Source organism: Rhodovastum atsumiense (assembly GCF_937425535.1).
In the GTDB taxonomy this organism is placed as follows: Bacteria; Pseudomonadota; Alphaproteobacteria; order Acetobacterales; family Acetobacteraceae; genus Rhodovastum; species Rhodovastum atsumiense.
Genome location: NZ_OW485601.1, coordinates 5220019 through 5234047, shown reverse-complemented (window position 1 = coordinate 5234047; position 14029 = coordinate 5220019). Strand labels below are relative to the sequence as shown.

The following is a 14029-nucleotide window of genomic DNA, read 5'->3' as shown; positions in this document are numbered from 1 at the left end:
GAGCATGAAACGGACTTCCCTGAACGTTAACGGCGTTGAGCGCTGGGTGGTTGCCGAGAAAAGGGCAACGCTGGCGGATGTCCTGCGCGAGCAGATGCTGCTGACCGGATGCAAGGTCTGCTGCGAGGACGGACAGTGCGGCGCCTGCACCGTGATCATCGACGAGAAGCCGGTGCGCGCATGCCTGACGCCGTTGGAGAAGGTCGCCGCCAACGCCAGGATCACGACCATCGAGGGCATCGGCACACCCGACCGCCTGCATCCGCTGCAGGTCGCCTGGATGGCGCATGGCAGCGCGCAATGCGGCATCTGCACGCCGGGCTTCATCATGTCGGCGAAGGTCTTGCTGGACCGCAAGCAGAACCCGACCCGCGAGGAAGTCCGCTCCTGGTTCCAGCGTAACCGGAATCTCTGCCGCTGCACCGGCTACAAGCCGCTGGTGGATGCCGTCATGGACGCCGCCGCGGTGATGCGGGGCGAGAAGCGGATCGAGGACCTGGTGCCGAAGGCCAAGGAAGACGGCTCCATCCTGGGCACCGAGTTCATCCGCCCCTCGGCCCTGGCCAAGGTCACCGGCACATGGGATTTCGGCGCCGACGTGGCGTTGCGCATGCCCGAGGGCACCTTGCGGCTCGCGCTGGTGCAGGCCGAGGTCTCGCACGCGCTGATCAAGGGCATCGACGTCTCCGAGGCGGAAGCCATGCCGGGCGTGGTGAAGGTCCTCACCTGGAAGGACGTCAAGGGCAAGAACGCCATCACCGGCCTGATCACCTTCCCGACCAACAAGGGTGACGGCTGGGACCGCCCGATCCTCTGCAAGGACAAGATCTTCCAGTTCGGCGACGCGATCGCCATCGTCGCCGCCGATACCGAGGAACATGCCCGCGCCGCGGCGAAGCATGTGAAGGTGGACCTGGAGGTGCTGCCCGCCTACATGTCCGGCTTCGCCGCGCTGGAGCCCGACGCGATCGAAATCCATCCTGGCGTGCCCAACGCCTATTACGAGCAGGGCGTGGTCAAGGGACAGGACACCAGGCCGTTCTTCGAGAAGGCGGCCGCCGTGGTGGACATCACCACCTACTGCAGCCGCCAGCCGCATCTGCACCTGGAGCCCGATTGCGGCGAGGCGTTCATCGACGATGATGGCGTGGTGACCATTCTCTCGAAGAGCATTGGCCTGCACCTGCACCATGCGATGATCTGTCCGGGCATCGGTGTGGCGCCGGAGAAGCTGCGCATCATCCAGAACCCGACCGGTGGCACCTTCGGCTACAAGTTCTCGCCCACCATGGAAGCCCTGCTCGGCGTCGCCGTGCTGGCCCTCGGCAAGCCGGTGTCGCTGATCTACGACCAGTACCAGAACATCACCTATACCGGCAAGCGCAGCCCGGTGAACCTCAACATCCGTCTCGCCTGCGACGATGACGGCAAGCTGACGGCGATGGAGACGGACTGGTGGCTCGACCATGGGCCGTATTCGGAGTTCGGTGACCTGGTGACGCTGCGCCAGGCACAGTTCACCGGTGCGGGCTATCACCTGGAGAACATCCGCGGCCGTGGCCGGACCGTGGCCACCAACCATGCCTGGGGCTCGGCTTTCCGCGGCTATGGCTCCCCGCAGGCGTTCCTGGCCTCCGAAACCGCCATGGACATGCTGGCGGAGAAGATGGGCGAGGATCCGTTCGAGTTCCGCTACAAGAATCTCTATAACGAGAACTCGACCACGCCGACCGGGCAGAAGCCGGAAGTGCTGGTGCTGAAGCAGCTGTTCGACATGATCCGCCCCAAGTACGAGGAGGCGAAGGCGCGCTGCAAGGCGCTCTCCACCGCCGAGAAGAAGCGAGGCGTCGGCATCTCCCTCGGCATCTATGGGTGCGGGCTCGACGGGCCGGACAGCTCGAACGCGCGCGCCGAACTGACTCCGACCGGGGTCACCATCTACAATGCCTGGGAAGATCATGGCCAGGGCGCGGACCTGGGCACCCTGACCATGGCGCACGAGGTGCTGCGTCACGCCGGCTTCAAGCCCTCGGACATCAAGCTGGACCTGAATGACACCCGTGGCCCGGATTCCGGTCCGGCCGGCGGCAGCCGCTCCAACGTCTTCACCGGCCAGGCCACCCGCGTGGCGGCGGAGATGCTGCTGAATGCCATGCGGAAGGAGGACGGCACCTATCGCACTTACAAGGAGATGGTCGCCGAGAACATTCCGCTGGTCTATGACGGCAAGTGGGTCGCCGCCGCCTGCACGGATTGCACGTCCGATACCGCCCAGGGGGCGCCGTTCCCGATCTACATGTATGAGGTCTTCCTGCCGGAGGTCGAGGTCGACATGGAGACCGGCAAGGTCCAGGTGGTGAAGTTCACCACGGCGGTCGATGTCGGCACGATCATCAACAAGGCAACCGTGGACGGCCAGATCTACGGCGGCCTCGCGCAGGGCATCGGGCTTGCCCTCAGCGAGGACTTCGAGGATCTGGAGATGCACAACACCCTGCGCGACTGCGGGATCCCCTATCCGAAGGACGTTCCGGACGAGATGGAGATCCTGTATCTCGAAACGCCGCGCGAACTGGGTCCGTTCGGGTCCGCGGGATGTGGCGAGGCCCCGCTCACCGCGCCGCATCCGGCCATCCTCAACGCCATCTACAACGCCTGCGGCGTGCGGATCTTCCGGATTCCGGCACTGCCGGAAGTGGTGAAGATGGGGCTTGATCAGCTGCGGGCCGCCCAGGCGCCCGTCGCCGAACCCGAGCACGCCTGATCACCACCGGGGACCGCGGCGGTGACGCCGCGGTCCCCGGCCCGTGTTGCGGCCCTGGCGCCGCATGAGGAGAATGGTCATGGACGGCGAACGTGTCAGGGCATGGGAAGCGCGCTGCGTCGAGGAACAGCCGCCGGCCTGCGTGCTGTCCTGTCCGCTGCGCGTCGATGCCCGCTCCATGATGGAGAAGATGGCGCAGGGCGCCTTCGCCGAGGCCCTGGCGATCTATGCGCGGGTGGTCCCCTTCCCCGCCATTCTCAGCCGGATCTGTGACCGGCCCTGCGAAACCAGTTGCCGGCGCGGCGAGGCCGGGGGAGCCGTCCAGATCCGGGCGCTGGAGCAGGCCTGCGTCACCGGCTACTACGGCACGCTGCGGCGCACGCCCCAGAAGTCCCGCAAGCCGCGCCGGATCGCCGTCATCGGCGCCGGGCTGGCGGGCCTCACCGCGGCCTTCGACCTGGCGATGAAGGGCAATGCCGTCGAGGTCTTCGAGGCCGCGGCCGAGCCCTTGCCCCGGCTGCGGCAGGAGCACGGGGCCACGCTTCCGCCCTCCGTGGTGGTCACAGAGCTCGACATGCTGGCCAGGATCGGCGTGGCCCTGCACTGTGATACCAGGATCACCGGCGGTGACTCGCCACTCGGGTTGTCGCGCCTGATCGACACCCATGACGCCGTCGTGCTGGCCACCGGGGCGGCTGCGGCCGGGTGGGCCGGCCTCGGTGATCTCCCGGGCCTCGACCTCGCCCCGGACGGCGCGCCGGCCATCGATCCCCTCACCCATGCCACCAGCCATCCGAAGCTGTTCAGCGGTGGGACCCATGCGGCCGGCACTTCGGCGATCGTCTCGATGCGTGATGGCCGGCGCGCCGCGGTCTCGATCGACCGGCTGCTGCAGGGGGCATCGCTGACGGCAAACCGGACCGATGGCAGCAGCGGCCCGTCATGCCTCTACACCAACGTTGCCGCCCATGCGCCGGTCGCCCCGGTCGTGCCATCCGATCCCGGACAAGGCTACGACACCACGGAGGCCATCCGCGAGGCGGCGCGCTGCTTCCCCTGCCGCTGCCAGGAATGCGTCAGGGCCTGTGCCTTCCTGGCCCACTACAAGACCTACCCGAAGCGGACGGTGCGCGAGATCTACAACAACGACTGCATCGTCATGGGTACGCGCAAGTCCAACCGCATGGTGAACAGCTGCACCCTGTGCGGCCTGTGCGCCACGGTCTGCCCGAACGATCTGCCGGTCGGCGAGGTCTGCCTGGAGGCACGGCAGAGCATGGTGGAGAAAGGCCGCATGCCGGCTTCCCATCATGAGTTTGCCTTGCGCGACATGGCCTACAGCCGCTCCGGGCTGGTGGCCTTCCATCGCCACCAGCCGGGCCACGACAGCAGTGCGGCGGTATTTTTTCCCGGCTGCCAGCTCGTTGCCTCGGCGCCGGAGCATGTCGCGCGTGTCTATCGCCACCTGGCCGGGACCCTGCCCGGCGGGGTCGGGTTGATGATCGAATGTTGCGGGGCCCCGGCTCATTGGGCCGGGCGCCGCGACCTTCATGCGGAGGTGCTGGCCGGACTGCGCACGCACTGGGAGGCGCTGGGACGCCCGCGGATCATCACCGCCTGCAGCACCTGCCTCGGGATGTTCCAGGACTTTGCCCCGGAGATGGCACCCGAACCGGTCTGGACGGTGCTGGCCCGGATTGGCTGGCCCGCCGACGCGGCCCAGGCCCCCGGGCGGCACCTGGCGATCCATGATCCCTGCACCGCCCGGTCGGCGGCGGGCATGCAGCAGGCGGTGCGCGACCTCGCCGCCGGTCTCGGTGTTGTCCTGCAGGAGCTTGGCGGGGCTGACCACACCACGTGCTGCGGCTATGGCGGCCTGGTCTCCTTCGCCAATCCAGAAGTCGCCAACAAGATCGTCGACCAGCGCGCCGGCGCGAGCGAGGCGGACTATCTCGTCTACTGTGCCATGTGCCGGGACAACTTCGCCCGGCGAGGCAAACGCGCCGTGCATCTTCTCGACCTTGCCTTTCCGCCCGCCGACGGCACCGATCCCGCCGGCCGGCCGGATCCCGGATTTTCGCGCCGCCGCGACAACCGTGCGCGCTTCCGGACCACCATGCTGCGTGACGTGTGGGGAGAAACCATGAGCGATCCCGTGCCCGACCTGCCGCTCACGATCGCCGATGACGTGCGCGCCGACATGGAGCGGCGGCTGATCCTCGTCGAGGACGTCGCGGAAACGATCGCCCATGCCGAACGTGGCGGGCGCAAGCTCCGCGATCCGGCCAGCGGCCGGCTGGTCGCCACGCACCGCATCGGCAATGTCACGATCTGGGTGGAATACGCGGTGGCGCCGGCCGGGATCGTCGTGCACCGCGCCTACAGCCATCGCATGGTCGTGGAGGCGAAGCCGTGATCCGCCCCACCACGCTCCCCGCGACCGCGACGCCGGGACTGGTCTGCGCGCAATGCGACGTGCCGCTGGTCCCGGGGCCGGTCGAGGCCTCCTATCTCGGGCAGAGCTTCACCGTGGATTTGCCACGCTGTCCCCGCTGCGGCTTCGTCTATGTCTCCGAGGAACTCGCTTCCGGCCGCATGCTGAACGTCGAGCAGGCCCTGGAGGACAAATGACGCCCTGGGACGGCCCGCCGGCGGACAGCCTGTATGGAAGCGGCCTGGTCACCGACGGGCACGGCCTGCCGCTGCGGCCCGGCGGCGCGGCGCTGAGCACGGCATTGATCAGCGCGGCGGGCTTCCGGCCCGGCGGGATCGTGCTCGATATCGGATGTGGCCGGGGCGAAAGCCTGGCCCGGCTCCGTGCCCTGGGATGGCAGGCCGTGGGGATCGACCAGGCGGCGGCGGCACTCTGTCATGCCGGCGATGAGCCCGCGCGGTCCCTGCTGGTGCGCGGCAATGGCCTCTCCTTGCCGTTCGCCGACGCGAGCCTCGACGGCGTGCTGGCGGAATGCAGCCTCTCCGTCATGCCTGATCGCGCCGCGACGCTGCTGGAATGGGCGCGCGTGCTGCGGCCGGGCGGATCGCTGGCGCTCAGCGATGTCTATCATCGCCGGGACGATGCGGCCTTCGCCCCGGCCGGCGCGACGACACGCGCGAGGCTGCAAGGCGAAGTGCGGGACGCGGGGCTCGGCCTTGCGGTGTTCGAAGATCATTCCGACGTGCTCCGGGAATGGGTGGCACGGTTCATCTTTCGCTACGGGACACTGGACGCGTTGTGGGCCGGCGCCGGCTGCCGCGCCGCGACGTCGGCCCGTGCGGGCGCGCCCGGTTACTGCCTGTTGATCGCGCGCAAGCCGGATGACGCCACGGGCGGGCCCGGTCGGGAGGACTTCCACGATGGCCGATGACTCATTCAGAATTGCCGAGTTGCTGCTGCAGGGCTTCAAGTGCAGCCACATCCTGATGCAGCTGGCGCTGGAGGCGCAGGGACGCGCGTCACCGGAGCTGGTCCGGGCGATGTCGGGGCTGGCGGTGGGAATGTCGCAGGGCTTCAATTGTGGCGCGCTCACCGGCGGATGCTGCGTGCTCGGCCTCTATGCCGGCCGTGGCGCGGAGGATGAAGCCGAGGATCCGCGCCTTGATGTCCTGGTCGATGAATTCAGCTGGTGGTTCCGCAACCATGCCAGGGAGCAGTTCGGCGGCATCGATTGCGCGGAGATCATGCGGTTCGATCCGGCCTTGCGCCAGCAGCGCTGCCCCGGACTGATCCTGCGCAGCTGGGAGAAGCTGGTGGAGACGCTGGAACAGCACGGGATCGACATCGCCGTCCCGCCACAGCCGGCGGAGCCGGCCTGATGTCGGCCTCCTGCTTCGACGCCTTCCGCCAGGAGGTGGGCGCGGTGGTCCTGGCGGCCGGATGGTCCTCGCGCATGGGGGCGTTCAAGCCGCTGCTGCCGCTCGGGGAGAGCACCGTGGTCGGGCGCGTGGTCGCGACGCTGCGCCAGGCCGGCATCACCCGCATCCACGTCGTCACCGGACACCAGTCCGAGGCGATGGCACCGGTGCTGGCGCGGCTCGGCGTGGTGGGCGTGGCGAATCCGGGCTTCACCGACGGGATGCTGAGCAGCGTGCGGCGCGGCCTGAGCTCCTTTGCGGATGCGCCGCGCGGCTGCCTGCTGCTGCCGGTGGACCTGCCGCTGGTCCGGCCGCAGACGATCCTGCGCACGCTGCGGGCGGCTGCCGCGACCGGGGCCGCCGTGGTGCATCCCTGCATGCGCGGCCGGCGTGGCCATCCCCCCTTCATCGACCGCCGGCTGTTCGCACCGATCCTGGCGACCGACGCGCCGGGCGGACTGCGTGCCATCCTCGACCGGTATCCGGCCGAAGAGGTCGCGGTGGCGGACCGCTTCTGCCTGCACGACCTCGATGAACCGGCCGATTATCGCTGGGCCGTCAGGGCGCTGGCGCAGTACGACATCCCCGATGCCGAGGAATGCGCGGCCATGTTGGCCGCCACCGGGGCCCGCGCCGACCTGTGCGCGCACAGCCAGGCCGTCACCGACCTGGCGCTGCGGATCGCCCGCCAGCTGCGGGCCGCCGGTGTGCCGCTCGACCTCGATCTGGTGCGGGCGGGCGCGCTGCTGCACGATATCGCCAAGGGGCAGCCGCACCATGCCGCCGCCGGGGCCGCCCTGGTGGCCGAATGGGGCTTCCCCGAGGTCGCGCGGATCGTCGCCAGCCATATGGCGCTCAGCTTCGACCCTCCGGTGATCGACGCCCGCGCGGTGGTCTATCTCGCCGACAAGCTGGTCAGCGGCACCGCGCGCGTGTCGCTGGCCGAACGGTTTGGCCCCGCCCTCGCCCGCTGGCACGACAATCCCGACGCGCTGGCCGGCGCGCGGGCCCGGCACGCGGCGGCACGGGCGGTGCTGCAGGCCATCACCGCCCGCATCGGTGCCGCCGATGTGCTGCGGGGGGCGGAGGCTCCGGCATGACCTGCTCCGACAGCCGCCTGGACCTGGGCCGGACCGAGAGCGTCTGCCCCGATTGCCTCGCCCGCCTGCCCGCCACCCGCTTCGCCGAGGGCGATACGGTGTTCCTGGAGAAGACCTGCCCGACGCACGGCACCTTCACCACGGTGATCTGGCGTGGCCTGGACAGCTATCTGCGCTGGGGCAAGGCGCCGCGCGCCCAGGCCGTGCCGCCGGTCTGCGCCACCCCGGTGCGACAGGGCTGCCCGCATGATTGCGGGCTTTGCCCCGACCATCGCCAGCAGAGCTGCTGCGTGCTGCTGGAGGTGACGTCGCGCTGCAATCTCGCCTGCCCGGTCTGCTTCGCCGCCGCCCGCCGCGACGGGGCGGATGCGGGGCTCGACGACATCGGCCGCTGGCTGGACACCCTGGCCGAGGCGGGCGGGCACGTGCACATCCAACTCTCGGGCGGGGAGCCGACGGTGCGCGACGACCTGCCGGAGGTGGTGGCCCTGATCCGCCGGCGCGGCTTCGATTTCGTCCAGCTGAACACCAACGGCCTGCGGATCGCGCGCGAGCCCGCCTATCTGGACGCCCTGGCCAGGGCGGGACTCGACTGCGTCTTCCTGCAGTTCGACGGCGTGACCGACGAGGTCTACCGCCGGCTGCGGGGGGCGGCGCTGCTGCGGGTGAAGCGGCAGGCCATCGCCGCCTGCGGCGAAGCGGGGATCGGCGTGGTGCTGGTCCCCACGCTGGTGCCGGGGGTGAACACCCGCCAGATCGGCGCGATCGTCGATTTCGCGGTGGCGGAGATGCCCACCGTGCGGGCGGTGCATTTCCAGCCGGTGAGCTATTTCGGCCGCACGCCCGTCCCCCCGGCCGACCCGGCGCGGATCACGCTGCCCGAGGTCATGGCGGCGCTGGTCGCGCACGGGGGCGGCACGATCCGCATGGCCGACTTCATCCCCGGTTCCGCCGAGAACCCCTATTGCTCGTTCAGTGCCCGATTCACGCTGGGCGCGGACGGCAGGCTGCGGGCGATGCGGGAGGAAGCCTCCGGGTGCTGCGCCACGCCCCCCCGCCGCACCTGCTGCGGCACCCCGGAGCGCCCCAGCCCGGAGGTGGACCGGGCCCGGCGCTACGTCGCCGGGCAATGGAAGCAGCCCGGCGCCCCGGCCCCGGTGGCGGGGCTGGAAGCGTTCGACGCCTTCCTGGGGGGGCGGCAGCGCACGCTCGGCATCTCCGCCATGGCGTTCCAGGACGCCTGGACCCTGGACGTGGAGCGGCTGCGCCAATGCCACATCCATGTCGTCGCGCCGGACCGGCGGGTGATCCCGTTCTGTGCCTACAACCTCACCAACCGGCAGGGCCGGTCGCTCTACCGCCCCGCGGGAGACTGAGATGAAACCCGCGACGCTGGACCACTGGGCGGCCGCGCGGATGGGGGTCGCGGCGCCGCTGACCGAGGCGGCGGTCGCCGCCTACCAGCTTGCGCACCTGCGCGAGACCCTGGCCCATGCCCGGGCGGCGAGCCCGTTCTACCGGTGCCAGGACTGGCCCACCGGCCTGCCGGACAGCCTCGCCGATCTGGCCCGCTGGCCCTTCACCACTCCCGCCGACCTGCAACGCGGCGATCCGGCGTTGCTGGCCATTTCGCAGCGTGAGGTGGCGCGCGTGGTGACGCTCGAGACATCCGGCACCAGCGGCCCACCGAAGCGGGTGCATTTCACCGCGGCCGATCTCGAGGCGACCGTCGATTTCTTCCATCACGGCATGGCGCTGTTCACCCGGCCGGGGGACCGGGTGGTCATCGCCTTCCCCGCCGCGCGACCGGGCGGCGTGGGCGACGCCCTGGCGCAGGCGGCCCGGCGACTCGGGGCCGAACCGGTGCCGGCGCCGCTGGACCAGCCGGTGGAAACAATGGTCGCATTGCTGCGGGCGGAACGGCCGCAGGTGGTGTTCGGCCCGCCGGTCAGGCTGCTGGCGGCGGCGCGGGTCTCGGCCTGCGACGGCGGCCCGTCCCTGTCCGTGCGCGCGGCCCTGGCCAGTTCCGACAGCATCCCTGCCGCACTTGGCGACGTGCTCCGCCGCCATTGGCGCTGCGAGCTGTTCGCCCATTGGGGCATGACCGAGACGGGGTACGGCGGGGCGCTGGAATGTGGCTGCCACGCCGGCCAGCACCTGCGCGAAACCGACCTCTACGTGGAGGTCGTCGATCCCCTCACCGGCGCGGTGCTGCCGCAGGGGGCCAGGGGCGAGCTGGTGCTGACCACGCTGCGGCGGCGCGGCGTGCCATTGATCCGCTACCGCACCGGGGACCTGGGCCGACTGCTGCCGGGCCGCTGCGCCTGCGGCTCCGTGCTGCGCCGCCTGGACGAACGAACCGGACGAACCGGGGGGCACATCGCCCTGCCCGGAGGCGCCGCGTTGTCGCTGTCCGCGCTGGACGCGGCGCTGTTCGCCCTGGACCGGGTCACCGACTTCACGGCGGAGTTGCACAGGACCGTGCCGCCGCGGCTGGCCGTGTGCGTGGCCAGCCCGGCGCCGCTGCGGGGACCGGGGGTGACGGAGGCGGTGCGCCGGGTACTGGCCACCACGCCCGCGATCAGGTCGGTCCTGGAATCGGGTGCGCTCGGGCTCGAGGTCACGGTGGCCGAGGCGACGACCTGCCGGCATGGCGGCAAGCGACGCCTGGTCTGCCGGCCTGGCCCGGTCGCGCAATGGCCACGCGCGGTGCTGTTCGATCTGGACGGCACGCTGCTCGATTCCGTCCCGGACGTCCACCGGGCCCTCACCGTGGCGCTGGCACGAGCCGGCCTGCCGCCGCTGCCCCTGCCGGTGCTGCGTCCGCTGGTCGGCGGGGGCGCGCGCCGGCTGATCGAACGGGCCTGCGCGGTGCTCGGTCACCTGCCGGACACGGCCGGGCTCGATGCGCTGGTGACGGCGTTCCTGGCCGCCTACCATCCTTGCAAACCCGTGTTGACCACACCTCGGGCGGGGGTGCACAAGGTCACGCGCCGGCTTGTCGATGCCGGCCTCCAACTGGCTGTGGTCACCAACCGCCCGGGTGCGGAAGCAACGACGTTGCTGGAACGATTCGGACTGTCCGACGTGATCGAAGTGGTGGTTGGCGGCGACGCCGGTCCACCGAAGAAGCCGGATCCCGGGCTGGTGCTGCTGGCCTGTGCATGGCTCGGCGTGCCCGCGGCCGAGGCCGTGATGGTCGGCGACAGCGCCTATGACGTCGATGCCGCCAGGGCGGCCAACATGGCTTCGGTGGTCATGCGCGGCGGGTGTTCGGCGCAGCCAGTGGAAACGCTCGGCGCCGCCCGCGTGATCGATGGCCCGGACGACCTGCCCGAGGCACTACGTGGCCTCGGCGTCACCTAGATACGTGTATTTCGGTTATTGCCTCTGCACACGCAAACGGTCATCATTGTTCGCATATGTACGTTCTGACCAGATGGCCATACAATGATTATGCCAGCAGGAACGTCAGGAAATGAAACTATTCTATTTTGTAATAATTTCAAATTCGTTTCATTCCCTATCAGCCTGATAAGGGCAAGGAATCCCTGACAAGGCTTCCCACCGTTCGGATCCAAGCGGCTGCAGAAGGGAGAGTCTTCGATGTCACAATGCACGGACGGGCGGAGTGACGTCTGCTACATAGCCTGCAGCGCCCACGACGGACCGCTTCCAGATCGTTGCGTCACCTGTGGGGAAAGCCCGGTGACCGGCCGGGCCTCGGTGCAGTCCTGCCAGGTCTCTGCGGTGCAGGACGAGTTGGCGGGGGCGCCCCATCCGCTGATGCTGGCACGGCATCATTTCCTGGCGCATGGCGTGGTCCCGGCGGGGGTTCCCCTTGCCATCCTGCGCTCATGGCAGCGCAGTGCCGCGCATGGGCTCGATCCGGCCAACGCGCTGGCCGAGGAAGCGGTCTCGCGCACCGAGTTGCGCGAGGTGCTGGAGCGCAACCAGGACCTGGTGCAGGCTGCCTGGGGCGAGATCGAGACCTTGTGCCGCGACACCGAAGCCGCCGGCGGCATCGTCGTGCTGACCGATCCGGATGGCGTCATCCTGGTGCGGGCCGGCAGCACCAGCTTCGCCGAACAGGCCGACCGGATCGCACTGCGGCCGGGCATGCGCTGGAGCGAACCCGTCGTCGGCACCAATGCGATCGGCACCGCCCTGTTCGAGCGGCGGGAGATCTCGGTATTCGGTGCCGAGCACTTCCTGGCACCACACAGCGTGCTGAGCTGCTCGGCCACGCCGGTTTTCGGGCCGCGCGGCGAGATCGTCGGCGTGCTCGACCTCTCTTCCTCCGCGCAGTTGCCGCATGGCTATACGCTGGCGCTGGTGCGGCGCGCCGCCGAGCAGATCGAACGCCTGCTGTTTCAGCGCGCCTTCAGCACGCAGGAACAGATGCACCTGCATTCCAATCCCTACCTGCTCGGCAGCCCGCACGAAGGACTGCTGGCCTTTGACGGCGACCGGCTGGTCGGGGCCAACCGCAACGCCGTGAGCCTGCTCGGCCTGGCCTGGTCGGCCATCGGGTCGGTGCGCTTCGATCAGCTGTTCTCGGTGCAGCAGGCCAGCATCCAGCGCAATGCCTCTTCCGACGAATGCCTGGTGCAGACCATGCGTGGCAGCACCCTGTTCGCCCGGCTGCAGCAGCCGCCCCGGTCGCGGCCACCGATACCGCAAGCGGCCCCTCCCGGCGACGTCACCCCCCGGCCCATCCCGCCCGGTGGTGGACCGGAGCTGCCAGCGCGCGAAGCGCTGGAGCGCCTGCTGACCAACGTCCCGCCCGGTCAGCTACGCACCCGTCGCCTGAAGCCGGGCCATCTGCTCTATGGCGCGGAGGAAGCCAATGAAGGCCGCCCCTGCATCGTGGTAGTCCGCAGTGGTCGGCTGCGCTGCTTCATCTCGTTCGAAGGCAAGGAACTGACGCTGTTCATGCTGGAAGCGGGAGACGCGATCCTGCTGCATCCCCAGTCGATCCTGGAAGCCAAGAAAAGCTGCGACGTCGCCATCATGCGCCAGTCCACGTTCCGGGCGCTGGCCAGCAATGATCCGAATCTCGGCCTGTCGATGATGTCGGCCGTCGAGTGGATGCTGCAGAAATCGATCCGCATCATCGAGGAGATGGCTTTTCACGGCGTCAAGCACCGGCTGGTGCGGGTGCTGTGCGAGACGGCCGATCGTGACGGACGGCACACGGAGCATGGCACTGTCATCGACATCGCCCCGAACGGCGAGGACCTGGCCATGCAGGTGGGCGCGACGCGGCAATCGGTTTCGACGGTCATCGCAGGTCTGATCCGCGCCGGCGTGATCCAGCGGATGGGCAGTTGCGCCATCGTGGTGCCGAGCCTGGAACGGCTGAAGGCGGAAGTTCAGACGCCGGGTTGAGCAGCCTCTGGCGTACGGTGGGATAGCAGGAGCGGATGGGCAGTTGCGCCATCGTGGTGCCGAGCCTGGAACGGCTGAAGGCGGAAGTTCAGACGCCGGGTTGAGCAGCCTCTGGCGTACGGTGGGATAGCAGGAAAGGATCTCCCGATGTGCGGGAACTGTGGGTGCGGCGGGCACCAGACGACGGACCACGCAACGGTGACGGTCCATGAACACTTGCTGGCGGCAAACGACCACGTCGCCGCGCATGTGCGCGAACATCTCGATGCGAACGGCGTGCTGGCGGTCAACATCATGTCGTCGCCGGGCTCGGGCAAGACCAGGCTGCTGGAGGCAACGATCGAGGCGTTGCGTCCACATGCGCGCATCGCCGTCATCGAGGGTGACCTGGAAACCGAAAACGACGCGGATCGTATCCGCCGGCATGGCGTGCGCGCGGTGCAGATCACGACCGGCGTCACCTGCCATCTCGACGCGACGATGGTGCACGATGCGCTGCACGCGATCCCGCTCAAGGATGTGGACCTGCTGTTCATCGAGAATGTCGGCAACCTGGTGTGCCCGGCGGATTTCGACGTCGGGGCACATCTCAGCGTGGTGCTGCTCTCGGTGACGGAGGGCGACGACAAGCCGGAAAAATACCCGGTGATCTTCCGCGGGGCCGACATGGTGCTGGTCAGCAAGACCGACCTGCTGGCGTTCATCACCGAGTTCGATGTCGGCCTCGCCCGTGCCTGCGTCGGGCGGCTGGGCGGGACACGGCCGTTGCTGGAGGTATCGGCGAAGACCGGACAGGGGATTGGTGACTGGACCGATTGGGTGCTGAAACAACTCGCGGCCCGGCGCGCAACCCATCCGAAGCATGAGCACGTGCCATCACATAGCCATGCCGTTCAGGAAGCGATCTGAGGGAGCTTGCATC

At 69.2% G+C, this 14029-nt stretch carries 10 protein-coding genes; all 10 read left to right on the top strand.

Annotated features, from left to right (window positions below; genetic code table 11):
• Positions 1-4: 4 nt before the first annotated feature.
• Positions 5-2764, top strand: a complete 2760-nt coding sequence (locus tag NBY65_RS23585) for a molybdopterin-dependent aldehyde oxidoreductase (RefSeq protein WP_150040806.1) — start codon at positions 5-7, stop codon at positions 2762-2764.
• A 79-nt stretch (positions 2765-2843) separates the two neighbouring features.
• Entirely contained in the window at positions 2844-5180 is a 2337-nt protein-coding gene (locus NBY65_RS23580) for a pyridine nucleotide-disulfide oxidoreductase/dicluster-binding protein (RefSeq protein ID WP_162530538.1), read from the top strand.
• Entirely contained in the window at positions 5177-5395 is a 219-nt protein-coding gene (locus NBY65_RS23575; protein ID WP_150040808.1) for a DVU_1557 family redox protein, read from the top strand. The genes NBY65_RS23580 and NBY65_RS23575 overlap by 4 nt, the downstream gene beginning before the upstream one ends.
• A complete protein-coding gene (gene trsM / locus NBY65_RS23570; RefSeq protein WP_150040809.1) occupies positions 5392-6129 on the top strand; it encodes a DVU_1556 family methyltransferase in 738 nt (245 codons plus the stop codon). The genes NBY65_RS23575 and trsM overlap by 4 nt, the downstream gene beginning before the upstream one ends.
• Positions 6119-6577 (top strand): DVU_1555 family C-GCAxxG-C-C protein, encoded by a 459-nt coding sequence (locus NBY65_RS23565; protein WP_162530539.1) that lies wholly within the window; start codon positions 6119-6121, stop codon positions 6575-6577. Before trsM ends, NBY65_RS23565 begins: the two co-directional genes overlap by 11 nt.
• Complete coding sequence (locus tag NBY65_RS23560; protein ID WP_150040811.1) at positions 6577-7716, top strand: DVU_1551 family NTP transferase; 1140 nt, start codon at positions 6577-6579, stop codon at positions 7714-7716. Before NBY65_RS23565 ends, NBY65_RS23560 begins: the two co-directional genes overlap by 1 nt.
• A complete protein-coding gene (trsS, locus tag NBY65_RS23555) occupies positions 7713-9092 on the top strand; it encodes a radical SAM (seleno)protein TrsS (RefSeq protein ID WP_150040812.1) in 1380 nt (459 codons plus the stop codon). Before NBY65_RS23560 ends, trsS begins: the two co-directional genes overlap by 4 nt.
• 1 nt (position 9093) lies before the next feature.
• Positions 9094-11082, top strand: a complete 1989-nt coding sequence (locus tag NBY65_RS23550; RefSeq protein WP_150040813.1) for a DVU_1553 family AMP-dependent CoA ligase — start codon at positions 9094-9096, stop codon at positions 11080-11082.
• 342 nt (positions 11083-11424) lie between these two features.
• Positions 11425-13107 carry a GAF domain-containing protein gene (locus NBY65_RS23545; protein WP_150040814.1) on the top strand — a complete coding sequence of 561 codons (1683 nt, stop codon included), beginning with the start codon at positions 11425-11427 and terminating at the stop codon, positions 13105-13107.
• 198 nt (positions 13108-13305) lie between these two features.
• Positions 13306-14016 carry a hydrogenase nickel incorporation protein HypB gene (gene hypB, locus NBY65_RS23540; protein WP_239002781.1) on the top strand — a complete coding sequence of 237 codons (711 nt, stop codon included), beginning with the start codon at positions 13306-13308 and terminating at the stop codon, positions 14014-14016.
• The last annotated feature ends 13 nt before the right edge of the window (positions 14017-14029 follow it).